24 protein-coding genes and 1 tRNA gene are annotated in these 25,365 nt (G+C 62.6%); 11 read left to right on the top strand and 14 right to left on the bottom strand.

Annotation, left to right across the window (positions count from 1 at the left end; genetic code table 11):
• Nucleotides 1-2: 2 nt before the first annotated feature.
• Nucleotides 3-1,445 carry a PLP-dependent aminotransferase family protein gene (locus B0G73_RS07370; RefSeq protein ID WP_106279366.1) on the bottom strand — a complete coding sequence of 481 codons (1,443 nt, stop codon included), beginning with the start codon at nt 1,443-1,445 and terminating at the stop codon, nt 3-5.
• Between the two features lie 169 nt (nt 1,446-1,614).
• Here B0G73_RS07370 and B0G73_RS07365 point away from each other — a divergent pair, with 169 nt between their 5' ends.
• Nucleotides 1,615-3,930: an FdhF/YdeP family oxidoreductase gene (locus B0G73_RS07365; RefSeq protein ID WP_106279364.1), complete on the top strand. Its 2,316-nt coding sequence runs from the start codon at nt 1,615-1,617 to the stop codon at nt 3,928-3,930.
• Nucleotides 3,931-3,933: 3 nt separating this feature from the next.
• Here B0G73_RS07365 and B0G73_RS07360 read toward each other — a convergent pair whose 3' ends face one another.
• The 4 genes from B0G73_RS07360 to B0G73_RS07345 all read right to left on the bottom strand — a co-directional run bounded on the left by B0G73_RS07360 (nt 3,934) and on the right by B0G73_RS07345 (nt 6,926).
• Nucleotides 3,934-4,437: a M48 family metallopeptidase gene (locus tag B0G73_RS07360; protein ID WP_106279363.1), complete on the bottom strand. Its 504-nt coding sequence runs from the start codon at nt 4,435-4,437 to the stop codon at nt 3,934-3,936.
• Nucleotides 4,438-4,456: 19 nt separating this feature from the next.
• The gene (locus B0G73_RS07355; RefSeq protein WP_106279361.1) at nt 4,457-5,089 is read right to left on the bottom strand and encodes a hypothetical protein; all 633 of its coding nucleotides are present in this window, start codon (nt 5,087-5,089) and stop codon (nt 4,457-4,459) included.
• 191 nt (nt 5,090-5,280) lie between these two features.
• Entirely contained in the window at nt 5,281-5,589 is a 309-nt protein-coding gene (locus tag B0G73_RS07350; protein ID WP_106279757.1) for a hypothetical protein, read from the bottom strand.
• 431 nt (nt 5,590-6,020) lie between these two features.
• Nucleotides 6,021-6,926: a LysR family transcriptional regulator gene (locus B0G73_RS07345; RefSeq protein ID WP_106279359.1), complete on the bottom strand. Its 906-nt coding sequence runs from the start codon at nt 6,924-6,926 to the stop codon at nt 6,021-6,023.
• A gap of 97 nt (nt 6,927-7,023) precedes the next feature.
• Here B0G73_RS07345 and B0G73_RS07340 point away from each other — a divergent pair, with 97 nt between their 5' ends.
• Together B0G73_RS07340 and B0G73_RS07330 are read left to right on the top strand one after the other, a co-directional pair.
• Nucleotides 7,024-10,623, top strand: coding sequence for an indolepyruvate ferredoxin oxidoreductase family protein (locus tag B0G73_RS07340; RefSeq protein ID WP_106279358.1), 3,600 nt, complete (start codon nt 7,024-7,026; stop codon nt 10,621-10,623).
• 305 nt (nt 10,624-10,928) lie between these two features.
• Entirely contained in the window at nt 10,929-11,201 is a 273-nt protein-coding gene (locus B0G73_RS07330; protein ID WP_106279356.1) for a hypothetical protein, read from the top strand.
• Between the two features lie 265 nt (nt 11,202-11,466).
• Here the strand turns inward: B0G73_RS07330 and B0G73_RS07325 are convergent, their stop codons facing one another.
• The 3 genes from B0G73_RS07325 to B0G73_RS07320 form a co-directional block, all read right to left on the bottom strand.
• Nucleotides 11,467-12,195 carry a DUF3800 domain-containing protein gene (locus B0G73_RS07325; RefSeq protein ID WP_181196507.1) on the bottom strand — a complete coding sequence of 243 codons (729 nt, stop codon included), beginning with the start codon at nt 12,193-12,195 and terminating at the stop codon, nt 11,467-11,469.
• Between the two features lie 330 nt (nt 12,196-12,525).
• Nucleotides 12,526-12,660, bottom strand: a complete 135-nt coding sequence (locus B0G73_RS41135; protein WP_258193215.1) for a hypothetical protein — start codon at nt 12,658-12,660, stop codon at nt 12,526-12,528.
• Nucleotides 12,661-12,937: 277 nt separating this feature from the next.
• Nucleotides 12,938-13,022 (bottom strand) — tRNA-Leu (locus B0G73_RS07320).
• Between the two features lie 183 nt (nt 13,023-13,205).
• On the opposite strand from B0G73_RS07320, the gene B0G73_RS07315 reads away from it, so the two are divergent.
• The 6 genes from B0G73_RS07315 to B0G73_RS07290 all read left to right on the top strand — a co-directional run bounded on the left by B0G73_RS07315 (nt 13,206) and on the right by B0G73_RS07290 (nt 19,214).
• Complete coding sequence (locus B0G73_RS07315; RefSeq protein WP_106279354.1) at nt 13,206-14,276, top strand: LacI family DNA-binding transcriptional regulator; 1,071 nt, start codon at nt 13,206-13,208, stop codon at nt 14,274-14,276.
• A gap of 152 nt (nt 14,277-14,428) precedes the next feature.
• A complete protein-coding gene (locus B0G73_RS07310; RefSeq protein WP_106279352.1) occupies nt 14,429-15,517 on the top strand; it encodes an ABC transporter substrate-binding protein in 1,089 nt (362 codons plus the stop codon).
• Nucleotides 15,514-16,338 carry an ABC transporter permease gene (locus B0G73_RS07305; RefSeq protein WP_106279350.1) on the top strand — a complete coding sequence of 275 codons (825 nt, stop codon included), beginning with the start codon at nt 15,514-15,516 and terminating at the stop codon, nt 16,336-16,338. The genes B0G73_RS07310 and B0G73_RS07305 overlap by 4 nt, the downstream gene beginning before the upstream one ends.
• 47 nt (nt 16,339-16,385) lie before the next feature.
• Complete coding sequence (locus tag B0G73_RS07300; RefSeq protein WP_106279755.1) at nt 16,386-17,288, top strand: ABC transporter permease; 903 nt, start codon at nt 16,386-16,388, stop codon at nt 17,286-17,288.
• A complete protein-coding gene (locus B0G73_RS07295) occupies nt 17,285-18,331 on the top strand; it encodes an ABC transporter ATP-binding protein (RefSeq protein ID WP_106279348.1) in 1,047 nt (348 codons plus the stop codon). Before B0G73_RS07300 ends, B0G73_RS07295 begins: the two co-directional genes overlap by 4 nt.
• A gap of 55 nt (nt 18,332-18,386) precedes the next feature.
• Nucleotides 18,387-19,214, top strand: a complete 828-nt coding sequence (locus tag B0G73_RS07290) for a phosphodiesterase (RefSeq protein WP_106279346.1) — start codon at nt 18,387-18,389, stop codon at nt 19,212-19,214.
• Between the two features lie 10 nt (nt 19,215-19,224).
• Here B0G73_RS07290 and B0G73_RS07285 read toward each other — a convergent pair whose 3' ends face one another.
• On the bottom strand, nt 19,225-19,710 hold the full coding sequence (locus B0G73_RS07285) for a DUF2569 domain-containing protein (protein WP_106279753.1): 486 nt from the start codon (nt 19,708-19,710) through the stop codon (nt 19,225-19,227).
• Nucleotides 19,711-19,922: 212 nt separating this feature from the next.
• On the opposite strand from B0G73_RS07285, the gene B0G73_RS07280 reads away from it, so the two are divergent.
• On the top strand, nt 19,923-21,122 hold the full coding sequence (locus tag B0G73_RS07280; protein ID WP_106279344.1) for an MFS transporter: 1,200 nt from the start codon (nt 19,923-19,925) through the stop codon (nt 21,120-21,122).
• Between the two features lie 26 nt (nt 21,123-21,148).
• Here the strand turns inward: B0G73_RS07280 and B0G73_RS07275 are convergent, their stop codons facing one another.
• From B0G73_RS07275 to B0G73_RS07255, 5 genes are all read right to left on the bottom strand, one after another.
• Nucleotides 21,149-21,577: a response regulator gene (locus B0G73_RS07275; RefSeq protein WP_106279752.1), complete on the bottom strand. Its 429-nt coding sequence runs from the start codon at nt 21,575-21,577 to the stop codon at nt 21,149-21,151.
• 20 nt (nt 21,578-21,597) lie between these two features.
• Nucleotides 21,598-22,230, bottom strand: coding sequence for a response regulator transcription factor (locus B0G73_RS07270; protein ID WP_012433643.1), 633 nt, complete (start codon nt 22,228-22,230; stop codon nt 21,598-21,600).
• 272 nt (nt 22,231-22,502) lie between these two features.
• Nucleotides 22,503-23,075 carry a bacterioferritin gene (locus B0G73_RS07265; RefSeq protein WP_106279342.1) on the bottom strand — a complete coding sequence of 191 codons (573 nt, stop codon included), beginning with the start codon at nt 23,073-23,075 and terminating at the stop codon, nt 22,503-22,505.
• Between the two features lie 101 nt (nt 23,076-23,176).
• A complete protein-coding gene (locus B0G73_RS07260) occupies nt 23,177-23,338 on the bottom strand; it encodes a DUF1328 domain-containing protein (protein ID WP_006052455.1) in 162 nt (53 codons plus the stop codon).
• Nucleotides 23,339-23,444: 106 nt separating this feature from the next.
• Complete coding sequence (locus tag B0G73_RS07255) at nt 23,445-23,621, bottom strand: DUF1328 domain-containing protein (RefSeq protein WP_106279750.1); 177 nt, start codon at nt 23,619-23,621, stop codon at nt 23,445-23,447.
• A gap of 243 nt (nt 23,622-23,864) precedes the next feature.
• Here B0G73_RS07255 and B0G73_RS07250 point away from each other — a divergent pair, with 243 nt between their 5' ends.
• Complete coding sequence (locus B0G73_RS07250; RefSeq protein WP_106279340.1) at nt 23,865-25,349, top strand: sensor histidine kinase; 1,485 nt, start codon at nt 23,865-23,867, stop codon at nt 25,347-25,349.
• The last annotated feature ends 16 nt before the right edge of the window (nt 25,350-25,365 follow it).

Raw genomic sequence — 25,365 nt, 5'->3', positions numbered from 1 at the left:
TTTTATGCCATCCGCGTGACCAGTTCGCCGAGCGTCTTCAAAGCCGCTTCGGTCTGCGCGGTCCACGGATAGCTGTAGTTGAGCCGGATGAAGTGGCGAAAATCGTCGCGCATTGAAAACATCATGCCCGGCCCGACCGTGATGCTGCGCGCGAGCGCCGCCTGGTAGAGCCGCATCGAATCGACGCGCTCGGGCAGTTCGACCCACAGCACGTAGCCGCCCTGAGGCGTCGACATGCGCGTGCCGGCCGGAAAAAACCGCTGCACCATCGCCGTCATGATGCTGGCCTGCTGCCGATACACCTTGCGCACGTGCCGCAGATGCCGATCGTAGCCGTCCAGCCGCAAATAATCGGCGACCGCGACTTGCGGCACCGACGGCGTGGTCAGCGTATTGAGAAACTTCAGCTTCTCGACCTGCGCGCGATAGCGTCCCGGCAGCGCCCAGCCGATCCGGTACGACGCGGTCAAACTCTTTGAAAACGACGCGCAGTGCAGCACCAGCCCTTTGGTGTCGAAGTTCTTCAACGTCGATGGCCGCGTCTCGCCGAAGTACAGTTCCTGATAGACGTCGTTCTCGATCACGGGGATCTCGTGCGCCGCGAGCAGTTCGACTAGTTGCCGTTTGCGCGCGTCGGGCATCTGGAAACCGAGCGGGTTCTGAAAGTTCGGCATCACCATACATGCCGCGACCTTCTGTTCCCCAATCACCTGAGCCAACGCCTCGATATCGATACCGTGCACCGGATGCGTCGCCACCTCGATCGCGCGCATGCCCAGACGTTCGATGGCGTGCAGCATTGCGTAGTAGGTCGGCGACTCGACGGCCACCGTGTCGCCGGGTTTGGCGACCGCCTGCAGGCTCAGGTTGATCGCTTCCGTCGCGCCGAGCGTGATGACGATTTCGTCCGGATCGACCGGCACGCCGTTCTCGGCATAACGCCGGGCGATCTGCCGGATCAGTTCGGGGTTGCCGGGCGGCAGGTCGTCGATCAGATTCCAGCTCGCGTGACGTCGCGCGATCGCGTTCGCGTACTGGTTGATGCGCCGCCACGGGAACAACGACGGATCCGGATACGGCGAGCCGAACGGCACGGCGTCGTGAGCGCGGATGCTGCGCAAAGTCGACAGCACGAGGCGGCTCACGTCCACGGCGGCAGCCACCGGCGGCGTTGGCGGCATATGCGGGATATGCGGACGGCCGGGCCGCAACTCGTCGAGTGCGAGCGCCCGCGCCGCCGCATCGCGCACGAAATAGCCCGACTGCGGGCGCGTTTCGACAATCCCACGGCTTTCCAGCAACGCGTACGCGTGCAACACCGTCTTGATACTTACGCCGTGTTGCTGGCTCGCCTGCCGCACCGACGGAATCCGCTCGCCCGCCGCGAACACACCACGGCGCACGGCTTCGGTCATTTCATCGGCGAGTTTTTCGTAAAGTTTCAAGGACTTGAGTCACACGGGAGCCTAAGCTGAAGCGCCAGTCTATGACAAAACCCGTCAACTGTATCCCTTTCCTTTCCAATTTTCTGTATGCTGCACCATTTTTGGAACACAGTAGGCTTGCACTTATCGGCTCAACAGCCACGTCCAAGCCCGATCCGGCGGCACCATCATGAAGAAACCCGAAGCTCGCATCGAACCCTATACGCACCCCGCCGCTGGCTGGGGCGCGCTCAAATACGTCGCCATCAACCTGATCAAGGAGAAGGTGACGGGCGGCGACTACCGCATGCTGTTCAAGCAGAATCAACCGGACGGCTTCGACTGCCCCGGCTGCGCGTGGCCGGATCGCGAGCATGCGTCCACCTTCGAGTTCTGCGAAAACGGCGTGAAGGCCGTGGCCGCCGAGGCAACCAGCAAACGCGTGACGCCGGCGTTCTTCGAAAAACATACGATCGCCGAATTGATGACGCAGTCGGACTTCGAACTCGAACAGCACGGCCGCCTGACCGACCCGCTCGTCTACGACGCCGTGAGCGACCGCTACGTGCCGATCGGCTGGGACGAAGCGTTCGACCTGATCGCCGACCACCTGAAGCGCCTTGACAATCCGGACCGCGCCGCCTTCTACACCTCGGGCCGCGCGAGCAACGAAGCCGCGTTCCTGTACCAGTTGTTCGTGCGCATGTACGGCACCAACAACTTCCCCGACTGCTCGAACATGTGCCACGAGGCGACCAGCCGCGGCTTGCCGCACACGGTCGGCATCGGCAAAGGCACAGTCACGCTCGACGACTTCGAACACGCCGACACGCTGCTGATCTTCGGCCAGAATCCGGCCACCAACCATCCGCGGATGCTCGGCGAACTGCGCGAGTGCGCCAAGCGCGGCGCGACCATCGTGTCGATCAATCCGCTGAAGGAGCGCGGGCTCGAACGCTTTGCGAGCCCGCAGCATCCGGTGGAAATGCTGACGATGGGCAGCACGAAGATCAGCTCCGTGTTCATTCGCCCGAAAGTCGGTGGCGATTTCGCGCTGATCAAGGGCGTCGCCAAGCGCGTGATCGAACTCGACGACGAAGCCTTGGCGTCGGGCCTGGAGCGCGTTCTGGATGTCGCGTTCATCGCCGAACATACCGTCGGCTTCGACGCGTTCGCCGATGACTTGCGCGCCGAGAACTGGGACACGATCGTCGCTGAAGCCGGCGTGCCGTTCGAAGACGTGCTGCAACTCGCCGACATCTACGTGAAGGGTCGCGCCGTGATTTCGACGTGGGGCATGGGCCTTACGCAGCACAAGAACTCAGTGCCGACGGTGCAGATCCTGTCGAACCTGATGATGATGCGCGGCAATATCGGCCGGCGCGGCGCGGGCCTGTGCCCGGTGCGCGGCCATTCGAACGTGCAAGGCGACCGCACGGTCGGCATCGAGGAAAGACCGACTGAGGCGTTTCTCGACCGCCTCGGCGAGGTCTACGATTTCGAGCCGCCGCGCGAGCACGGACTCGACGTCGTCAATACGATTCAGGCGATGCTCGACGGCAAGGTGAAGGTGTTCATTGGTCTGGGCGGCAATTTCTCGATCGCGACGCCCGACACGCCGCGCACGTGGGAAGCGATGCGTTCGTGCGATCTCACCGTGCACATCACGACCAAGCTGAACCGCAGCCACCTCGTGCATGGGCGCGACGCGCTGATTCTGCCGACGCTCGGCCGCACCGAAATCGACATGCAGAACGGTGTGGCGCAAGGCGTGAGCGTCGAGGACTCGATGAGCATGGTGCATATCTCGTACGGCATGAACAAACCGGCCTCGGAGAATCTGTTGTCGGAAATCGCGATCGTCGCGCGCATGGCGCATGCGACGCTCGGCAGCGGGAAAGTGGATTGGCTCGCGCAGGCCGCGGACTACTCGCTGATCCGCGACGGCATCGCGCAAGTGATCGAAGGATTCACCGACTACAACGAGCGCTTGAAAAATCCTGGCGGCTTCCACCTCGGCGTGGCGTCGCGCGAACGGATCTGGAAGACACCGAGCGGCAAGGCGCAGTTTCTGGTGCACGCGATCGATATGGCGACGCCGATCCACCAGGCGCGCAAGGAGCATGGCGAGCGGCTAATGACGTTGATGACGACCCGCTCGCACGATCAGTACAACACGACGATTTACGGTCTCGACGACCGTTATCGCGGCGTGTACGGACAGCGCCGCGTGCTGTTCGCCAACAAGGACGATCTCGCGATGCTCGGTTTTGCGGCGGGACAACGCGTGGACATCACGAGCGTGTGGGCCGACGGTATCGAGCGTCACGCGGATGGTTTTCTGCTGGTGGAGTACGACATTCCGCGCGGCTGTCTCGGCGCTTATTATCCGGAGACGAATCCGCTCGTGCCGCTGTCGTCTGTTGCCGACGGCGCGGGAACGCCGACGTCGAAGTCGATTCCGGTTTTGTTGAAAGCTTCCGAAGTCGAGGCGATCGCGGCTTGATCGTTAGACGGGCTTTTTTGCCAACTCACGCTGCGTCAGATAGAGACGCAGATCGAACTCGATCTGGTGATAACCCGGTTGCATGAACTCGCAGAGGCGGTAAAACGCCTTGTTGTGGTCGCTTTCCTTCAGATGAGCGAGTTCGTGCACCACGATCATCTTCAGAAATTCCGGCGCGGCCGCTTTGAACAGCGACGCGATGCGGATTTCTTTCTTCGCCTTGAGCTTGCCGCCTTGCACTCGGGAAATGCTGGTGTGCAGACCGAGTGCGTGACGCACGACGTCGAGTTTGCTGTCGTAGGCGACCTTGTCGATCTGGTCCGCGCTGCGCAAGTGTTCGCGCTTCAGGTCGGCGCAGTAGGCGTACAGCGCCCGGTCCGTTTGCACGTCGTGGGTGTTCGGATAGCGCGTGGCGAGGTACTGGCCGAGTTGGTCGTCGGCGATCAGCTGTTTGACTTTGTCTTGAAGCGTGGGCGAGTAGCCGGTCAGGTATTTCAGGTGGGACATGGTTCCGCTCGGCACTCGCTCAAACGCCGCGGCGATTGTCTTCGCAATCGTCCCAGTACCGAAGCGGATCGCGGTGATCGGGATATTCCTTGTCCAGCCAGTCGGACAGAATTTTCCATTGCGGATGGTTCGGGCCGCTGCGCGTGTCCCAGAACGAATCCTTCAGGACGCTGTTGTTACGGCCGCGATCCCGCACGACGATCCGGCAATGGTCGTTCGATTCATGGAATTCCGCCTTCAGGTAGTAGCGCGGAAGGATCTGCAATGCGGCGCCCTCCACGATGCGGCCTTGCGCCCGAACGACGCCGGCGGATTCGATTCGCAAAACACCATCCACCGATTTGTCCGCGCGCCATCCAACCGGCAGCCTGACCACGCATTCGCCTTTGCCTACCTTGATCCAGTCCATGCGCCAGGTGCGCGCGAGCGCATCGCGCATGGCCGCCGCGTCCGCATAGCCGGGCGGTAGTTCGAATTGGCCCGGCAGGACGACAAGTTCGTCCCCGCTCGGCGTCACGCTGGCGGGACTGGCGAATGGGTCGTTGTCGAAAGGATTCGAGGGCCGGCTGGCGGTGGTGTTGCTGCTGGTCGGCAAATCCCCGAAGAGGCTTTCGGCAGCGCGGCGTGCGCGCTTTGATTTTTCGTTGGCCATTGATTTTCTCGGTTGGGGCTGGGTTGGCCTGGTGGGAAACACTTGTTATGCAGATCGACATGCAGATTGCTTGAGCCGAGCCGACGGCTTGAACCCGAGATGCCGAATCGGCGCCTTGGGTTCAAGCCATGCAGAAACCGCTATTGTAGTTTTTCCAGCGGACGATCGTCGATGGCGCCGAGGCGGAGCGATCAAACGCGCGGCAGGTCGTCAATGCATTTTTCGACGTGGGCGCCGGGGACGTCGGTGTCAATCCCGTCGTGGCCGTCCGTGTGCGAGACAGAGACGATTTTGGGCCCCAGAAAGCGTGTGCCGCCGAGCGTAAAAAGGGACCAAACAGCATCTCCGCGACGGATCGCGGCGACGACTTCGGGCACTTCGACAATCGCCGTGGGGGACAGCCAGTCACGCGTCGACGGGTCGACGGGAGCCCAACGCACGTGCGTGATCCGGTCGCTCGTCGGGTTGATGCGAACGGCGTCAATAGCAAAGGTAGTCACGTCGACCTCCGTCATCCTGATAAATGGATTCCAGCATTATGCGCCGCTTAATCTGCGGGCGATCAGGTTGACGTGGCCCAGACACGCACACCGCGTTGGAGCCGACCGCCACATTCGCAAGACGCCCCACGTCCTGCACGGCGGGCGAGCCCCGCGGAGATTTGCGGCTGCGCGACGCAGACTGGACGGGTTTGCTGGCCCTCTCTTTGGGCATGACGGCAGGCAAAAAAGGTCGTCGATCGATTCTCAATGAATCGATGCATCGGGGCCTGGCTCAGGCCAATGCAGGCGCGGTGTTGGGCGTGAACCGACAGTCAATCGTGCAGGAAGAAAACAATGGTGAGGCTATGCGAAAAACAGATACGCGTCACCCGCCAGCTTCAATTCCCGCAATGCAGTGTCAGTCTCGCCGACCCACTCACGCCCTGCTTTCAACTCCCGCATGCATGAATGAGGAACTGCTGAAACGCAATTGCAGCCGTATCCAGCGTTGCGCCTTTGCGCCACAACATGCCCGCGTCCATCTGCGGAATCGCGTTGAGAATGGGCCGCGCGTCGATCCGCTTGCCTTCCAGCGACCACGGGCGAAACACCATATCGGACAGAATCGTCACGCCGAAACCATGCGCGACCAGACCGCGCAACGCTTCCATCGAACTCGTGCGAAACGCGATATTCGGCTCGACGTCGTTCTGCTTCCAGTAGCGCAGCGTCGACTGCTCGCCTTCGTCCACGGTAATCAAAATGTACGGATAACTCGCGATATCCGCGAGCGAAGGCGCATTGAGTTGCGCGAGAGGATGCGTGGGCGAGGTCCACAACTGCCGGCGCGAGCGGATCAGCACATGGTGCCGGAAACGCCTGAGATTTTCGACGTTGGAGAGCAGAACGATACCAAGATCGATGTCGCCGGCGAGTACGGCCTGTTCGATCGATTCGCGATCCAGGTCGTGCAGATCAATCGCGATGTCGGGATACGTCGCGCGAAAACGCGCCATCAACTCGGGCAGAAAATAGCCCAGCACCGTATACGACGCCGCAATGCGCACGGTCCCCTTCAGATCGTGCGAGCGAAACGGCGCCTTGTAGACCGCGTCGCGCACCGAATCGAGTATGTGTCTCGCGTGATTCAGAAAATCATGCCCGTCCGGCGTCAACGTGACGCCCTGAGGCAGGCGTTCGAAGAGGCGCGTACCCAGGGTTTCCTCCAGTGCGAGCACGGCATTCGTAATCGCCGATTGCGACACATGCTCGGCCGTCGCCGCCATCGAAAACTGCCCGTTCTGGGCTGCCGCCACGAAGTAGCGCATCTGCCGCAAGGTAACGTCTTTTGACATGTGTTTTTCGAATAGCAGGATTCGGTATTCGTGATTTTACGTTGGAAATTCCGCTTCCTATACTCCGCCTCTAATAAAAGCCCCCGGAGACTTCCCCATGAACGCCCCGCTGACGCCCCCGCTACGTGACGCGCTTGCCTCCGTATCGCTCGACGACAAATACACGCTGGAAAAGGGCCGCGTCTATATGAGCGGCACTCAGGCGCTGGTGCGGCTGCCGATGCTGCAGAAGGCGCGCGACCGCCGCGCCGGCCTCAACACCGCGGGCTACGTGTCCGGCTATCGCGGCTCGCCGCTCGGCGCGCTCGATCAGGGTCTCTGGAAAGCGAAGCAGCATCTGAAGGAACATGATGTCGTGTTCCAACCAGGGGTTAACGAGGATCTCGCCGCGACTGCGGTGTGGGGCACGCAGCAGCTCAATCTCTGGCCGGGCGCGCAGGTCGACGGTGTATTCGGCATGTGGTACGGCAAGGGGCCGGGCGTCGATCGCACCGGCGACGTCTTCAAGCACGCGAATGCGGCCGGCACCGATCCGAACGGCGGCGTGCTGGTGCTGGCGGGCGACGACCATGCGGCGAAGTCGTCGTCGGTCGCGCATCAGTCGGAGCATATGTTCGTGGCAAGCGGCATTCCCGTGCTATATCCGGCAAGCGTGCAGGAGTATCTCGACTATGGTCTGCACGGCTGGGCCATGAGCCGCTACGCGGGTTTGTGGGTGGCGATGAAATGCGTCACCGACGTGGTCGAATCGAGCGCGTCGATCGACATCGATCCGGACCGTTTGCATATCGTCCTGCCGGAAGATTTCGACATGCCCGAAGGCGGCCTCAATATCCGCTGGCCCGACCCGCCGCTCGCGCAGGAAGCGCGTCTGCTGAATTACAAGTGGTACGCGGCGCTCGCCTACATTCGCGCGAACAGGCTGAACCGCGTGGTGATCGACAGCCCCAACCCACGCCTTGGCATCATGACCGCGGGCAAGGCCTATCTCGACGTGCGGCAGGCGCTCGCCGACCTCTCGCTCGACGACGAAACCTGCGCCCGCATCGGCATCCGCGTGCTGAAAGTAGGTTGCGTATGGCCGCTCGATGCGCAGAACGCGCGCGACTTCGCAACCGGGCTCGACGAGATTCTGGTGGTGGAAGAAAAGCGCCAGATTCTCGAATATGCGCTCAAGGAGGAACTGTATAACTGGCGCGACGACGTGCGTCCCAAGGTATTCGGCAAGTTCGGTCAGCGCGACGACGAAGGCGGTGAATGGTCCGTGCCGCGTGGGCAGACGCTGCTGCCCGCGCACTACGAACTATCGCCCGCCCTGATCGCGAAAGCGATCGCCCGGCGCCTCGCCAAAGCCGATCTGCCCGCCGAACTGCGGGCGCGCATCGAAGCGCGCGTTGCGGTGATCGAGGCCAAGGAACGCGAGGCGGCCACGCCGCGTTCCGTGACGGAGCGCCAACCGTGGTTCTGTTCGGGCTGTCCGCACAACACCTCGACACGTGTGCCGGAAGGCTCGCGCGCACTGGCCGGCATCGGCTGCCACTACATGTCGATGTGGATGGACCGCAACACGGAGACCTTCAGTCAGATGGGCGGCGAAGGCGTCGCGTGGACCGGCCAGATGCACTTCACGAATGAGCGTCACGTGTTCGTCAATCTGGGCGACGGCACCTATTTCCATTCGGGTCTGCTCGCGATCCGCGCTTCGATTGCGGCCGGCGCGAACGTCACCTATAAGGTGCTTTACAACGACGCGGTCGCGATGACCGGCGGCCAGCCGGTGGATGGCGTGCTCACCGTCCCGCAGATCGCGTTTCAGGTCGTTGCGGAAGGCGCGAAGCACGTGCTGATCGTGACCGACGAGCCGGAAAAATACGACGCGAGCATTCGCCTTCCAGACGGCGTGAAGGTCCATCACCGGGACGAACTCGACCGCTTGCAGCGCGAATTGCGCGAGATGACGGGCACCTCGATTCTGATCTACGACCAGACCTGCGCAACCGAAAAACGCCGGCGCCGCAAACGCGGCACGTATCCTGATCCCGCGAAGCGCGCCTTTATCAACGATGCGGTATGCGAAGGTTGCGGCGACTGTTCGGTGCAATCGAACTGTCTGTCGGTCGAGCCGCTGCAAACGCCGCTCGGCACCAAGCGCAAGATCAACCAGTCGTCGTGCAATAAGGATTTTTCGTGCGTGAAGGGCTTCTGCCCAAGTTTCGTCACGGCGGAAGGCGCACAGGTGAAGAAGCCCGCCAAACCCGCATCCACGGCTGCGTTGCCCGACTTCGCGGCGTTGCCCCGGCCCGCGATTGCTTCACTCGCGAAGCCGTACGGCGTGCTCGTGACAGGCGTCGGCGGGACCGGCGTCGTGACGATCGGCGGCTTGCTGGGCATGGCGGCTCACTTGGAAAACAAAGGCGTCACCGTGCTCGACATGGCCGGGCTCGCACAGAAAGGCGGCGCCGTGCTCAGTCATGTGCAGATCGCGGCGGCACCCGAGCAACTGCACGCCACGCGGATTGCGGCCGGTGAAGCGCGGCTGATTCTCGGCTGCGATGCGATCGTCTCCGCTTCCGCTGAAGTGCTGGCGCGCACGCAACGCGGCATCACGAAAGCGGCGATCAACAGCGGCGCCACGCCGACCGCGCAGTTCGTGCGAGACCCCCAATGGAGTTTCCCGGCCGTTCAGACGCAACAGGATCTGCGCGCGAGCATCGGCGACGACTGCGACTTCATTGACGCCAATCGTCTCGCGCTCGCTCTGCTGGGCGACACGCTCTATGCCAACCCGATGCTGCTCGGCTTTGTCTGGCAACGCGGCTGGCTGCCGCTCGGTTACGACAGTCTCGATCGCGCGATCGAACTGAACGGCGTGGCCGTCGAAAAGAATCGCCTGGCGTTCGAATGGGGCCGCTATGTCGCGCAGCACGGTGAAGCCGCCGCGGATGCTTTTACGCCGCAGCCCGCCAGACAACAGGCCATTGTCGTGCAGATGCCGGAGTCGCTGGACCGGTTGATCGAGCGCAGCGTCGAGCGGTTGAGCGCCTACCAGAACCCTCGGTATGCGGCTCGTTATGTCGAAGCGGTCGAGCGGCTGCGCGCGAAGGAAACGGCGGTTATGGGCGCGGCAAAACCTCGCCTTACGCCGATGGTGGCGCGCAATCTGGCGAAACTGATGACCTATAAGGACGAGTACGAAGTGGCCCGTCTCTATGCGGATCCGGCTTACATTGACAAGCTGCGGGCCCAGTTCGAAGGCGAGCCGGGCCGCGATTACAAGCTCGCGTTTCATCTCGCGCCGCCATTGCTCGCCAGACGCGACGAGCACGGCCACCTGAGGAAGCGACGCTTCGGGCAATGGACCCTCACGTTGTTCCGCGTGCTCGAAAAATTCAGGCTCCTGCGCGGCACGACGTTCGACGTATTCGGCAAGACGGCAGAACGGCGCAATGAGCGTGAGCTGATCGTGCAGTATTTCGCGTTGATCGACGAACTCTGCGCAACGCTCGATACCGCCCGATTCGATACGGCAATGAAACTCGCCAATCTGCCCGAGGAGATTCGCGGCTTCGGTCATGTGAAGGAGCGCAACGTGCTTGCCGCGGCAGCGAAGCGCGAGCGGTGGCTTGCGGAATACCGGGCCGATGGGGGCGACTCGCGGCCTGTTTCGTCTTCTCGACTTTTCGAACAGGCGCTATGAAAATTTCAGTGCATGACCGTGACGGCGTGATCTGGCTGGATGGCGAACTGGTGGACTGGCGCGACGAATAGTTTCACTTCCTGACCCACTCGCTTCACTATGGTATGACGGTAGTTGAAGCCGCCAGGACATGCGGGACCGCGGCTCTTCCCGGGATCATGCGGCTCGACGACGCACGAAAAGACTTTTCAATTCCGCAAAGATCTTCGAGATGAACGTGCCCTTCGGCTTTGAAACGATTCGCGACGCGCCGCTTGCGGTCGCCAGCCCAATAGCCTCACAATCCCGCAAACAACGGGAATCACATGAAAACGCAAGCAACCTTGGCGGCACTGACCATGCTCGCCGCATGCACAACCATAACTGACGTGACACCGGCCGGCGACGGTAACTACACCGTCACGACCCAAGTCCGCGGCGGCATGACACCATGGGGCGAAGTAAAGGCGTCAAGCCTGAAACGTGCCGACGAGTACTGCAGCCGGCAAGGCAAGCAAATGCACTCGGTGGACATGCAGACGCATGGCGTCCGTGGCTGGACGCCTCAGGAGGCGGAGCTGACATTTTCGTGCGTCTGACCTGCCTTCGACTGCGTGAGGCGTCTGTATGACTTGCATGCGGAACGCTCAGCTCGGTCAGCGTTATGGAAGCAAAAGCTGCTTGTTATCTCGTCGTCGCCGAGCTTGTCGCGATGGCGCGTCGCCGCTTCGCTTCATCCGGCGTCAGTCTGACACGTCTGCGGACGGGCACTGCTGTCAATCACGGTACTGATGCAACGCTCACCCGGAATGTTGGCCAACTGCCCAGATGCAAAAAAGCCCAGCGCGGGGCTAGGCTTTTAAATCAGGCGACGTTTGGGTCGAAGTCGAGCGCTTGATAGGTCGCCCGCTCGGCATCAATCAGAGTTGCCTTTTGGGGCGGATCGAAGAACAATCGCTTCTGCCTGACATGAGGAGAGACGATCCTGTAGGCATTGCCGGTCCTGAATTCATGGTTTCCCCAAACGACGCCCGCCAAGATGTCGACGAACTGAAGGCCCAGCGAGTCCTTGCTCTCCCAAGGCGTCGTCTCAAGGAAGGTATCAGCACCCAATGCGGATAGCTTCGTGCACAGATAATCGTGCATGGCATGCTTGAGTTCGATGCGGACGCTACGTGCGTCCGGGATGAAAGCAACGGACTGCTCTTGCGCCATCATCTCGAGCAACAGAAGCCCAACCATGTAGTTGTAGAGCCCATTCGGATGACGCCGGAAACCGGCCGAAACGTTCTCTTTCCTCACCGTTATGGTTGCGAATTGAAAACCGGCCCGGTCCCGCTTGATGGCGGCCAACTGTCGCGCAAAATTGTCACGCTCAGCAGGCGAGAGTGAAACGGATTTTATTTCGTTCTTGATGGGACGGCCGCGACGCTTATAAATGCCGCGGACAACGCGATTTAAGACTGCATCCTCCCCCTCGGGAAGCACCGCTGCGGCGAGCGTGAAGTGCCTGCTGGATCCTCCGCGCCCATACGCTTCCTCCAGCTTCCAGCCCAAACACCCACTCTCATCCAGATAAATTGTTTTCGCCATATAAAAATAGCCTCCCAATTGGGAGGCTATGGAATAGTGCGGTACCCGGGCCTGACGTACTTACAAGTACGCTTACGATTGTCGGCGCTGATTTGTCGCAGGTTGATCCGGGCGGAGCTATTTAAACCGCAACGCCGCTACAAAGCAATTATGGGGTCTACAACTACCGGTTGCAAGATAAACTTGCGTCCTAAAAATACTCCATAAGTCATTGATTGTTAGTAACAACGTCGAGATCATGCTCCAATCGCAGCAAGTCAGATCGGCATTACCGAGACCGATCTTCGCGTTGCCGAACAGAGTAGACATAGACTTGGCCGAAACCGGTCTTCAATTGAGCGTCTCTTTGCCCAAGCCAAGCAGTTCCTTGGCCGTGTACCGCCGCGCAACGCCGCCATATAGGCGCGAGACCTCCCGATTTTTGGTTTCCGGCTCCCGCCCGGTCCGATAGACGAGCCAGCGCATGATTCGTCGCGTTTCTTTCCGAGGATCCGGCGCCGCTCACGCGGAGAACCGTCCGGTGGCTCGCAGACATCCGTGAAGGGGTTCGTGTCGATCCACTTCCACTCCTTGCGCGCGATTGTGAAGACGTTCCGGCAGAAAATCATTTCGCGCAACATAGTGCCCGTTTTGACTGGGCGCGCTGGTGTGCCGCGCGCGCAAGCGAATCCCTCGATACTTCCCGCAAACCCATGACTCAACGGGTTTTTCGATAGTCCTCAGGATGTCTTGGGATATGACTTGGTGCCGGGGATCGGACTCGAACCGACAAGCCGTGAGGCGGCGGATTTTAAGTCCGCTATGTTTACCAATTTCATCACCCCGGCGGGCGTCGAAACGCGTGTGGACGCGAATTCTACCATTGCCCGCCGGGCGTACCAAACCGCCCGCCGACGCTTCGCCCGTCTCAAGTTCCACACGCCGCAACCGCGAATACCGGCGTCATTCTCAAGTCACAAATCTTCCCGATAATCCGCTCACGAAAACGTTTACATCCCGAGCGGAAACCCATGATCCCGACGATCAAAGATGTCGCTGCGCACGCCGGCTTCTCCATCGCCACCGTGTCGCGCGCGATCAACGCGCCGCACACCGTCAACCCGGTCACGCTGGACAAGGTGCGCCGGTCCATCGACGCCCTGAACTTCCGCCCGAGCCCGCTCGGCCGGCAATTGCGCGGCGAACGCACGCGCCTGATCGGCGTGGTCCTGCCGACGCTCGCCAATCCCGTGTTCGCCGAGTGCCTGCAAGGCATCGACGAACTGGCGTCGGCGCAAGGCTACCGGCTCATGCTGATGACCACGCAGTACGACGCCGACCGCGAACGCCACGCCATCGAAACACTGCGCGAACACCGCGTCGAAGGCCTGATCCTGACAGTCGCCGACGCCGACACGCACCCGCTGCTCGACGAACTCGACCGCGCGGGGCTGCTCTATGTGCTGATGCATAACGACACGGTGCGTCGTCCGTCGGTCTCGGTCGACAATCGTCTGGCCGCCTACGACGGCGTGCGCATGCTGATCGCGCACGGCCATCGCCGCATCCTCATGCTCGCCGGCACGCTGGCCGCCTCGGATCGCGCCCGTCAGCGGCATCTCGGCTACTCGCAGGCCATGCAGCAAGCCGGCCTCACGCCGGCGCCCGCGCTCGAAGTCGACTTCAACGCGGAAGAACTGGCGCCCTCGGTGCTCGCCCATCTGACGAGCGGCCCGAACCGCCCGAGCGCCCTCTTCTGCAGTAACGATCTGCTGGCGATGGTGGTCATGCGCGGCCTGCGCCGCGCGCGTCTGCAGATTCCGCACGACATGTCGATTCTCGGCTTCGACGGCCTCGCAATGGGCGAGCTGCTGTCGCCCGCGCTCGCCAGCATCTGCGCGCCGAATCGCGAAATCGGCTGCGCGGCCTGGCGGCGTTTGCTGGCGCGCGTCACCGGCACTCACAAAGCGTTGAGCGAAACCTCGCTCAGGTTGACCTTGCCGCACAGCTTGCGCCAAGGCGCCACGATCGCGGCGATTTCGAGCCGTGACGACGTAACGCCTGCGCGTACATCCCTATCCGCCGAGCGACCGATCGCCTGAAGCACCAGGCAAAGCGCCATTGGCTAACGCGCGTGAAATGCATCCACACGTGCCGGTATGAAAACGTTTAACCCGCTGTCCTGCAACACGACTTTGAGTCATCCACCCCAAAACCCGAACCACCCGCTCCCTTCTTCTCCAGGAGACCCGCAGTGATCCGCTCTGCCAGCCATTTCGCTTCGCCCATCAAACCGCTCAGACCGCTCTGGCGCGGCCTCACGCGCCGCATAGCCGCCGTGCTGTCGGCCGGCACGGTGGTCGCCGCCGCGCTCGTCGCGCTCGCACCGCAAGCAGCGCACGCCGACGAAACCGCCATCTGCTACAACTGCCCGCCTGAATGGGCCGACTGGGCGAGTCAGATCAAGGCGATCCAGCAAAAGACCGGCATTCGCGTGCCGTTCGACAACAAGAACTCCGGCCAGTCGATCGCGCAACTCATGGCCGAGCAGAAGAGTCCGGTCGCCGACGTTGTGTATCTAGGCGTTTCGTCGGCCTTCCAGGCGAAGGACAAGGGCTTGATCCAGCCATACAAGCCCGCGCATTGGGACGACATTCCCGCCAATCAGAAAGACCCGCAGGGCTACTGGTTCTCGATTCACTCGGGCACGCTGGGCTTTTTCGTCAACAAGGACGCACTTGAAGGCAAGCCGGTGCCGCGCTCGTGGGCGGATCTGCTCAAGCCTGAGTACAAAGGCATGATCGGCTATCTCGATCCGTCGAGCGCATTCGTCGGCTATGCGGGCGCGGTCGCGGTGAATCAGGCGCTGGGCGGCACGCTCGATAACTTCGAACCGGGCCTCGACTGGTTTCGCAAGCTGAAGGCCAACGCGCCGATCGTGCCGAAGCAGACCGCCTACGCGCGCGTGATGTCCGGTGAAATTCCGATCCTGCTCGACTACGATTTCGACGCCTATCGCGCGAAATACAAGGATCACGCGAACGTCGAATTCGTGATTCCGAAGGAAGGCACGATCTCGGTGCCGTACGTGATGAGCCTCGTCAAAGGCGCGCCGCACGAAGCAAACGGCAAGAAGGTGCTCGACTTCGTACTCTCCGACGAAGGCCAGAAGCTGTGGGCCGACGCCTACCTGCGTCCGGTGCGCCCGAATGCGATGAGCCCCGAAACCGCCGCGAAATTCCTGCCGGCCAGCGACTATGCGCGCGCCAAGCCGGTCGACTTCGGCAAGATGGCCGAAAAGCAGTCGAGCTTCGGCGAGCGTTATCTGCAGGTGATGCATTGAACGACATCACGTTTCCGCTGCGCTGGCGCATCGCGTTGCTCGCGCCGGCGCTGGCAGTGTTCATCGCCTTCTGGCTGCTGCCGATGGGCGCGCTCGCGCAGTTGAGCGGCGACGGCCACGCGTTCGCCACCTATCGCGCGATGCTGACGAATCCGCGCTACATGTCGAGCCTCGGCGCGACCGTGCTGTTGTCCGCGGCGGTCACGGCGGCGACGCTGGTGCTCTCGGTGATCGCGGGTCTGCTGCTGGCGCGGCGCGAGTTTCCTTTGAAACGCACGCTGCTTGCGTTACTCACGTTTCCGCTGGCGTTTCCCGGCGTGGTGGTCGGCTTCATGGTCATCATGCTGGCGGGACGCCAGGGGCTGATCGGCGCGCTCTCGCTCAAACTCACGGGCGAGCGCTGGGTGTTCGCCTATTCGATGAGCGGCCTCTTTCTCGGCTACCTGTACTTCTCGATTCCGCGCGTGATCGTCACCGTCATGGCTTCGGCGACCAAGCTCGATGCATCGCTTGAAGAAGCCGCGCGTTCGCTCGGTGCGTCGCCGTGGCGCATCACGCGCGACATCGTGTTGCCCGCGCTCTCGCCCGGCCTGATCGCGGCGGGCGCCGTGTGCTTCGCCACCGCGATGGGCGCATTCGGCACCGCGTTCACGCTCGCCACCGACATCGACGTGCTGCCGATGACCATCTACACCGAGTTCACCCTCAACGCGAACATGGTGACGGCCGCGGGGCTTTCGATCGTGCTCGGCATCGTGACGTGGGCCGTGCTGGCGCTGGCGCGCAGCGTGAGCGGCTCGGCCGTGGCGGCAAGCGCATGAACGGCGTTTCCGAACCGGGCGCTTCCAAAGCGGAGAATCGTACTTCAATGAGTTCAATCACTACCTCTCTACAACCACCCGCCAAACCGCGTTCACGCGTGCGCTGGCCGGACGCAAGAACGTGGCTGGCAAGCGGCCAATGGCTTGTCACGCTGCTGCTGTGCGCGTTCCTGATCGTGCCGGTCGTCATGTCGATCCTGGCGGGCCTGACGGTCAACTACTTCAAGGGCGTGTCGAGCGGACTCACGCTGCGCTGGTTCGGCGAAGTGTGGACGCAGTATCACAGCTCGGTGTTTCTCTCGCTCGAAGTGGCGGCGGCCACCTTGCTCATCACGCTGCTGACCGGCGTGCCCGCGGGCTATGTGCTCGCGCGCAGCAAGACGCGGCTCTCGCGCATCATCGAAGAGTTCCTGGTGCTGCCGATCGCGCTGCCCGGTCTCGCGTCCGCGCTCGCGCTGCTGGTGGTCTACGGCGGCTTCACGATGTTCCGCATGAGCGTGGCGTTCATCGTGGTCGGGCACGTGGTGTTCACGCTGCCCTTCATGGTGCGCGCGGTCGCGGCGGTCTGCGCGAGCAGCGATCTGCGCACGCTCGAGGAAGGCGCGGCGAGTCTCGGCGCGAGCTTCTTTCGACGCTTCGTGACGATCGTGCTGCCGAACGCGCGGCCCGGCATCGTGGCCGGCGCGCTGGCGGTGCTGACGCTGTCGATCGGCGAATTCAACCTCACCTGGATGCTGCACACGCCCGATACCAAGACGCTGCCGGTGGGTCTCGCCGACACTTACGCGTCGTTGCGCATCGAGATCGGCAGCGCCTACACGATTCTCTTTTTCATCATGACGATGCCTCTGCTCGTCGCGATGCAATGGCTCGGCGTCGATGCGACCGGCCAGCGCAGCGCGGCGAAAAAACGCATCGCGGCACCTCCTTCGAAGTCCATCAAGCCATGAAACTCGCTTCCGTTCCCATCACGCTGACGCAATGCGCGAAAACGTTTCGCGGCACACGTGTGCTCGAACCGCTCGACCTGCATATCGACGCCGGCGAAACGCTCGTGCTGCTCGGCCCGTCCGGCTGCGGCAAAACCACGACGCTGCGCATGATCGCGGGTCTGGAGACACCGGACGCCGGCGGCCGCATCGCGTTCGGCGACGACGACGTCACCGCGCTGCCGATCGAAAAGCGCCAGGTCGGCATGGTGTTCCAGAGCTACGCGCTGTTTCCGAATCTGACGGTGCGCGGCAACATCAGCTACGGTTTGAAGATCAAGCGCGTGCCCGCTGAGACGGCACGGCAACGCGTCGACGAATTGCTCGGCATGATGCGTCTCACGGCTCACGCCGATAAGCCTATCGATCAGCTTTCCGGCGGCCAGCGTCAGCGGGTGGCGCTCGCGCGCGCGCTCGCCGTGCAGCCGCGCGTGCTGCTGCTCGACGAACCGTTGACCGCCCTCGACGCCCGTTTGCGCGACACCTTGCGCAGCGAGATGAACACGTTGTTGCGCGAGCTGGGCATCACGACCGTCTACGTCACGCACGATCAGGCCGAAGCGATGGAACTGGGCGATCGCATCGTCGTGATGAGCGCGGGACGCATCGAACAGATCGGCTCGCCGCGCGAGATCTACTACCGTCCCGCCAACCGGACGGTCGCGCAGTTCGTCGGCACGATCAACCGGCTTGCGGGCGAGCGGCGCGACGGCATGCTGAGTACCACCGGCGGCGCCGTGCCGCTGCCCGCGGGCTCCGTGCATGCGAACTCGGCGCACGAGATTTTCTTCCGCCCGGAAGACGCTTATCTGGCCGATCCGGCTCACGCGCAATTGCGTGGACATATTGAAAGCACCGCGTTTCTCGGCGAGCGTACGCGCCTGACGATCGGCGGCGCCGCGCCGGACGCGTTGCTGATCGACGTAGCCGGCCGCGTGGAATTGGCGCGCGGCACCCCGGTCGGCATTTCCATCACGCAGGACGCGCTGATTGCGCTATCGTAATGAAGCCGCGCTGTTTTCGCTGTTTCTATAGCGCGCTATAAAAAGGACATCCCCCATGCTGCTGGCTCAAATTAGCGACCTGCATATCAAACGGCCCAGCGCGCTCGCTTATCGGCGCGTCGACACCGGCGCCTATCTCGCACGCTGCGTCGCCGCCCTCAATGCGCTCGAGCCGCGTCCCGACGCGGTGATCATGACCGGCGACCTCGTCGATCAGGGTGATCCGGAACAGTACGAACACCTGAAGACGCTGCTCGCGCCGCTTGAGATTCCCTACTTCATGCTGGTCGGCAATCACGACGAACGTGCTGCCTTGCGCGCCGCGTTTCCCGATCGCAAGGAATTGGCGAGCGGTGGTGAATTCGTGCAGTACGCCGTCGATGTCGGTCCATTGCGGATCATCGCACTCGATTCGATGGTGCCGGGACAAAGCGCCGGCCATCTATGCGATGCGCGGCTCGCGTGGCTCGCCACGCAACTCGATGCGGCCCAGGGCAAGCCGACGGTGGTCGCGTTGCATCATCCGCCGTTTGTGTGCGGCATCGGGCATATGGACGAACTGCGGCTCGATCCCGCTGCGGCAGGCAAACTCGCTGCGCTGATCGCGCGTTATCCGAACGTGGAGCGGGTGATCTGCGGGCATGTGCACCGGCCCATGTTCGTGCGATTCGGCGGCACGATCGCCTCCGCGGTGCCGGCGCCCGCGCATCAGGTTGCGCTCGATCTGCGCGAGGATGCGCCGTCCGCGTTCATGATGGAACCGCCCGCGTATGCGCTGCATCACTATGATCCGGCGACCGGCATTATCACGCATCACGCGTATGTGGAAAAAGCCGACGGCCCGTATCCGTTCTATGAGCCCGAAGGCGATCTGATCGATTGACGCGTGCGGGTCAGGCGTCGACGAAAGTCTCACGAACGCGCCGGGACAGCCTGAAATACGGAATCCCGAGCGCGGCCGCCACGACAGCCTGAATGAAGCCGTCGTACGGAATGGCGATGTCGATACCGATCGCGTGCGTCATGTTATCGCCGAGTAGATACGCGACGGTGCGCAGCACGACGATGGCCAGCAGCCACGCCTGAACGTGCGTGGTAAAACGCGGCGACTTGCGCCATGCGAGCAGCCCCAGCCAGCCCGTCCCCACGACGATGAACGCGCCCGTGAGCACATCGCAGCCCACCATCGCGATCACGGTGCGATACCAGCCGTGTGTTTCGGGCCGCGCGAACACGGCCAGCACTTCCCATTCGAGCATCAGCTTGAGCGGATCGCGCATTGCGATCGCGGTGTAGAGCGCCCACGCCGCCAGGCAAATCAAGGCGACGAGCAGCGAGCCGCCGATGTGTCGAGGTTCGTGTTTCGTGATCGAGGTCATGGAGTCGTTCTTGTAAAGCGTCGGTCGGATAAGGCGCGCCGATTTTACGAACGTAAGCCGAAACTCCATCTCATTTTGTCGGCAAGGCGTTGTGAGGCCGCTGCGCGAGCGGGCCGCTCTGTCTCGCCGCCGTCAGCACGATCCGCCATGCTCCGGTATGATCGGCACGCTTGAGGACCGTGCATGGGCCGGTCCGTCGACTGTGCCCTCTCATGTCCACTTCGAACGCGTCTACTCCCGCTTCCGCCGACCGGTCGTTGCGCGGCCTGCTGTTTCTGCTCGCCACCATCGCCGGCGTCTCGGTTGCGAACATCTATTACAACCAGCCGCTGCTCGACGACTTCCGCCAGTCGTTTCCGCACAGCGCGTCGTGGGTCGGCGCGGTGCCGGCCGTCACGCAACTCGGCTACGCGGCCGGCATGCTGCTGCTCGCGCCGCTCGGCGACCGTTTCGACCGGCGCCGTCTGATCCTGTTGCAGATCGCCGCCATTTGCGTCGCGCTGGTCGTGGCCGCCGCGGCGCCGACGCTGACCGTGCTGATCGTCGCGAGTCTGGCGATCGGCGTGCTCGCCACCATCGCGCAGCAAGCGGTGCCGTTCGCGGCGGAAATCGCGCCGCCGTCCGAACGCGGCCACGCGGTCGGCACGGTGATGAGCGGTTTGCTGCTGGGGATTCTGCTGGCGCGAACGGCGTCGGGCGTAATCGCCGAATATTTCGGCTGGCGCGCGGTGTTCGGCGCGTCCGTGGTCGCGCTGCTGGTGCTGGCGGTAGTCATCATGATGCGTCTGCCGAAGAGCCAGCCGACTTCGACGCTGCCCTACGGCAAGCTGCTGGTGTCGATGTGGCATCTGATCGTCGAGCATCGCGAATTGCGTGAAGCGTCGCTCACCGGCGCGGCCCTGTTCGCGGCATTCAGTATCTTCTGGTCGGTGCTGGCCTTGCTGCTGGCCGGCGCGCCGTTTCATCTCGGGCCGCAGGCGGCCGGGCTATTCGGTATCGTCGGCGCGGCAGGCGCGATGGCCGCGCCGCTCGCCGGCAAGTTTTCCGATCGACGTGGACCGCGCGCGATCATCACCCTGTCTATCGTGCTGGTGGCGATTTCGTTCGTCGTATTCGGCGTATCGGCGAAGAGCATCGCGGGATTGGTAGTCGGCGTGATCATTCTCGATATCGGCGTGCAGGCCGCGCAGATTTCCAATCAGTCGCGCATCTACGCGCTCAAGCCGGACGCGCGCAGCCGCGTGAATACGGTGTACATGGTGGCGTATTTCATCGGCGGAGCACTCGGCTCCGGCGTCGGCGCAGTGGTCTGGCCGGCGTTCGGGTGGATCGGTGTGAGCGTGGCCGGCATCGTGTTCGCGGGGCTGGCGGCGTGGAATCATCTGGCGCTTCCCGCACGCGCGGCGAGCTAGTCCGCTATCTGCGCGGCGCGGAGCGCTTACTTGCTGCTTCGCGCATACGCATATTCATGCAGCGCGTCGATCACGCGATCGAATTCGAACGACTTGTCGTAAAAGTGCCGCACGCCATATTGCTCGCAGCGCTCCCGGTAAGCGGGCAATGCGTGATTGGTCAGCACCGCGGCGAACACTCTGTCGATCAATCCCTCACGCTGCAAATAGGCGAGCACGGGCACGCCCGAGCCCTGCTTCAACTGCAGGTCGACGATCACCGCGTCGAAGGACTCGTCGCCCAGGAGAGCAATGGCCTGATCCGCGGAATCCGCGTACGCGGCGACCTTGAGCAATCCGGACGCGTCGATCGTTTCCACGAGGCTTCTGCGAATCAGCGGCGAATCCTCGATCAGCAGCACACGCAATGGCGCGTGGCGGGCTGGGTCGACAACAGGGTTCGATTCGCTGTTCATCGGAATATCTCGATCGCGCATTATTCGATCAAGCCGTTCTTGATCGCGTAATAAGTCAGATCGGCATTGTTCGCCAACCGCATTTTCTCCAGCACGCGAGCCCGGTAAGTGCTCACGGTCTTTACGGACAGATGCAATTCCTCCGCGATGTCGGTGGGAATCTGCCCCGCCGCGAGCTTGCAGAAAATCTGGAATTCGCGCTCGGAGAGTGCTTCGTGCGGCCGCCCTGCCGCTGGTTTGTCGAGATTGTCGGCGAGCGTGTCGGCGACCGCCTCGGAGAGATAACGATGCCCGCGCGCCACCGCGCGAATCGCCCGCACGATTTCCTCCGGCTCGCAGTCTTTGTTCAGATAACCGTTCGCGCCCGCGCGCAGCAGATTGATTGCGTACTGGCTCTCCGGGTAGCCCGACAGAATCAGCACACCTTGTTCAGGGCGCACCTGCTTGATGACGCGTAAGGTATCGATGCCATTCTTGTCCGGCATCGCAATGTCGAGCAGCACCACGTCGAAGGCCTGTTCGCGCACGAGGCTGATGGTCTGGTCGCCGGTGGCCGCTTCGGCCGCGACGCACATATCCGGCTCGTCGGCGACGAACTGTTTGAAGCCACCTCGGACGATCGCATGGTCGTCAGCTATCAGCACTCGAATCATCGGTTTGGGTGTCCGTGCAATGAAATCGCTTCAAAGCAGACATTGTAATGATCTCCGGCATGGCTTCCGCCGGATTGGGAAAACCAGGCGGCGCATGCCGGCGAGCGCAACCTTGCGGTCCACCCGCGCCATTAGCGCTGTCCGCCACGCCGCCTGCAGCGGGTCGCGATGTACAGCGCTGCCGCTCGCCGCCGTGCTACGTTTCCCTAATGCGCTATTCGCGTCTACGTTCCACGTTTTGCGCGCCGCCGCGCACAGCCGCGCGCTCCCGATTACTCGCGGCCTTCGAGCAAGTCCGCCATGTCGTCGGCATGCTCCTCTTCGACAGCGAGAATCTCTTCGAACATACGACGCGTCGTCACGTCCTTATCGCCCAGATAACGAATGATCTCGCGGTACGTGTCGATCGCAATGCGCTCGGCGATCAGGTTCTCCTTGATCATGTCCGTGAGGTTCTCGCCTTCCTTGTATTCCGAATGCGAGCGCGTCTTCAGACCGTCCGGCGCGAAATCCGGCTCGCCGCCCAGTTGCACGATCCGTTCGGCGATGCTGTCGGCGTGTTGCTGTTCCTCGGCCGCGTGCTCAGCGAACTCTGCGGCGACGGCTTCCGAATTGATGCCCTTGGCCATGAAATGATGGCGCTTGTAGCGCAGCACGCAGACGATTTCGGTGGCCAGCGCGTCGTTACACAGCTTCAGCACCGTCTCGCGGTCCGCGCCATACGATTGCGTGACCGGGCCATCCGACATGTGCTTGCGTGCGTCTTCGCGGATTTTTTGAAGGTCCATCACGAACGGATCGCTGGATTGAGTCGGCGCGCCCTGAGCGGTAGATGACTTCGACATTGAATTTCTCCTTTATCCGGTATGAGTGGGAACTGCGCATCACGCACGAAACGCGCCTGATGCGCCGTCACAAGGAACGATGGCCACGACGGGCCACCCGTCTATGTTCGGAACACGCCGAGCAGCAGCGTGACCACGAATACGACGAGGAAAATGTAGAACAGAATCTTGGCGATTTCGGCCGCACCCGCTGCAATGCCGGTAAAACCGAACACGGCGGCGATGATCGCAATCACGAAAAAGACGATGGCATAGTGAAGCATGACGACTCTCCTTCTTGCTGTAACTGCGCGGCATGGGCGCACAATATTGACCGTCGGACCGGTCTCCCGTCTTCAGAAACGGCTCGCGACTTACCTGCGAGCAGCACTAATCGACGATCTTTTTCGTCACCACGAAGCCCAGCACGAGGAACACCACGCACAGAATCACAAACACGATGAACAGGAACTTCGCGATTGCCGCCGCGCCTGCCGCGACACCGGTAAAGCCCAGAACACCGGCGATCACCGCGATGACGGCGAAGAACAACGCCCATTTCAGCATGATGGCTTCCTCCCGAAACATTGATTGAACGATCAGGTCCATCCTATCCATCGGCCACGCGCGGCGCATTCCGACGCACGCCGGTTTTCGTGTGAGAATCCGCTTACATTGGATTACGGCGGCGTTACGGCGGGCATGTCCGCCTCGCCGGTCCGGCTTGCAGCGCCGCAACGGCCGCGCGATCACGGCACCGTCGCCGAACGCGGCGGGCGTTAAACTGATGCCCCATCAGAGGAGCCCAATGTGCCAAATGTGCAGAACGTGCCGGACGCGGATAAAGCCGGTTCCACAGCGCCTGGGGCCGCAGCCCGGCTGAGCCACTGGATGCACAACCGCAGTTGGGCGATCGCCATGACGGTGGCGATCGTCATTACCGTGGGCGGCCTCGTGATACTCGAGACCGCGCGCCAGCGCATTGCCGCCGAATACGAAACCGCACTCGAAGCGCGCGACGTCACCGTGCAATTGAGCACGCTGGCGAGCCAGTTGTCGCGCCTGAGCGCCCTGCAAAGCGATTTTCTTCTGACGAAGCAGGACGCCGCCGCGCACGAGTTCTGCGCGACCGCGGCGCGCATCCGCCAGAGCGAACAGCCGTTGAACCGCTTCTACCGTGGCGGCAAAGCGGACAGCGCCGAGCTTGCCAGTTTCACGCAGATTCTTGCGCTGATCGAAGCGCGGATCGGCGCGGGCGCGTCCGCGCTGCAACGCGCGGCGCCCCATCCGCTCGATCTGTCCGCTTGCGGCGGTGCGAGCGAGGCCAACCCGGCCGACGCGTCGCTGGTGGACAGCACGCTCTCGCTGCTGCGCGACAACGAGGAACGCCGCGCCCAACACGCGCTTATCGCGAGCCGCGGCGATCAGCGCATTTCCACGCTGTGCGCAGCGGGTCTCTCGGCGCTGAACATCGTGCTGTTCATTCTGCTGTTTCGCAATCTCGGCATTCAGATCGATCGCCAGGCACGCGTGCAGCGTCAATTGATCACACAACAGGAGAGTCTCGATCAACTCGTCAACGAACGCACCCGGCAACTCGAGGCGCTCGGCTGGCACTTGCAGGCGGTCAGTGAAAACGAGAAGACCCAGCTCGCGCGCGAATTGCACGACGAACTCGGCGCGATTCTGACGGCCAGCAAAATGGACGTGGCGTGGGCCAACCGCAAGCTGAAGGACAGCGAGCCGGACATCGCCGAGAAACTCAAGCGGGCGCTCGCCAATCTCGACCAGGGCATCGCGCTGAAACGCCGCATCATCGAAGATATGCGGCCTACGGTGCTGGCGAACTTCGGGCTCGTCACCGCCTTGCGCACGCTCGCCGACGAAGCCGCGCAGCGCAACAACTGGACGCTCGACCTGCACCTGCCCGCCGACGACATCAAGCTCGACGAGCAAACCGAGATCGCGCTGTTCCGCGTCGCGCAGGAGTCGCTTACCAACGCGGCCAAGTACGCGCGAGCTTCGAAGGTATCGATCGCCTTGCAGGTCGGCGACGGCCAGGTGGCGCTGCATATCGCCGATAACGGCGTCGGCATCATGCCGGCCGATCTGAAGCGCACGCACACCCACGGGCTGCTGGGCATGCGCCAGCGCGTCGCCGCGCATGGCGGCCGCTTCGATATCCGCCGCGGCGTGCCGAACGGCACCGACATCCATGTGGAGATGCCGAGCGTCAGCACCGCGACGCCATCGGTCGATCTGCCGCCGGCGACACCTTCGCGAACTTCCGTCTAGCAAGGGCAAGCGCCGC

The organism is Paraburkholderia sp. BL25I1N1 (assembly GCF_003002025.1).
GTDB lineage: Bacteria > Pseudomonadota > Gammaproteobacteria > Burkholderiales > Burkholderiaceae > Paraburkholderia.
The sequence above is the reverse complement of the archived record's forward strand: the minus strand, read 5'-3'. Positions and strand labels throughout refer to the sequence as shown.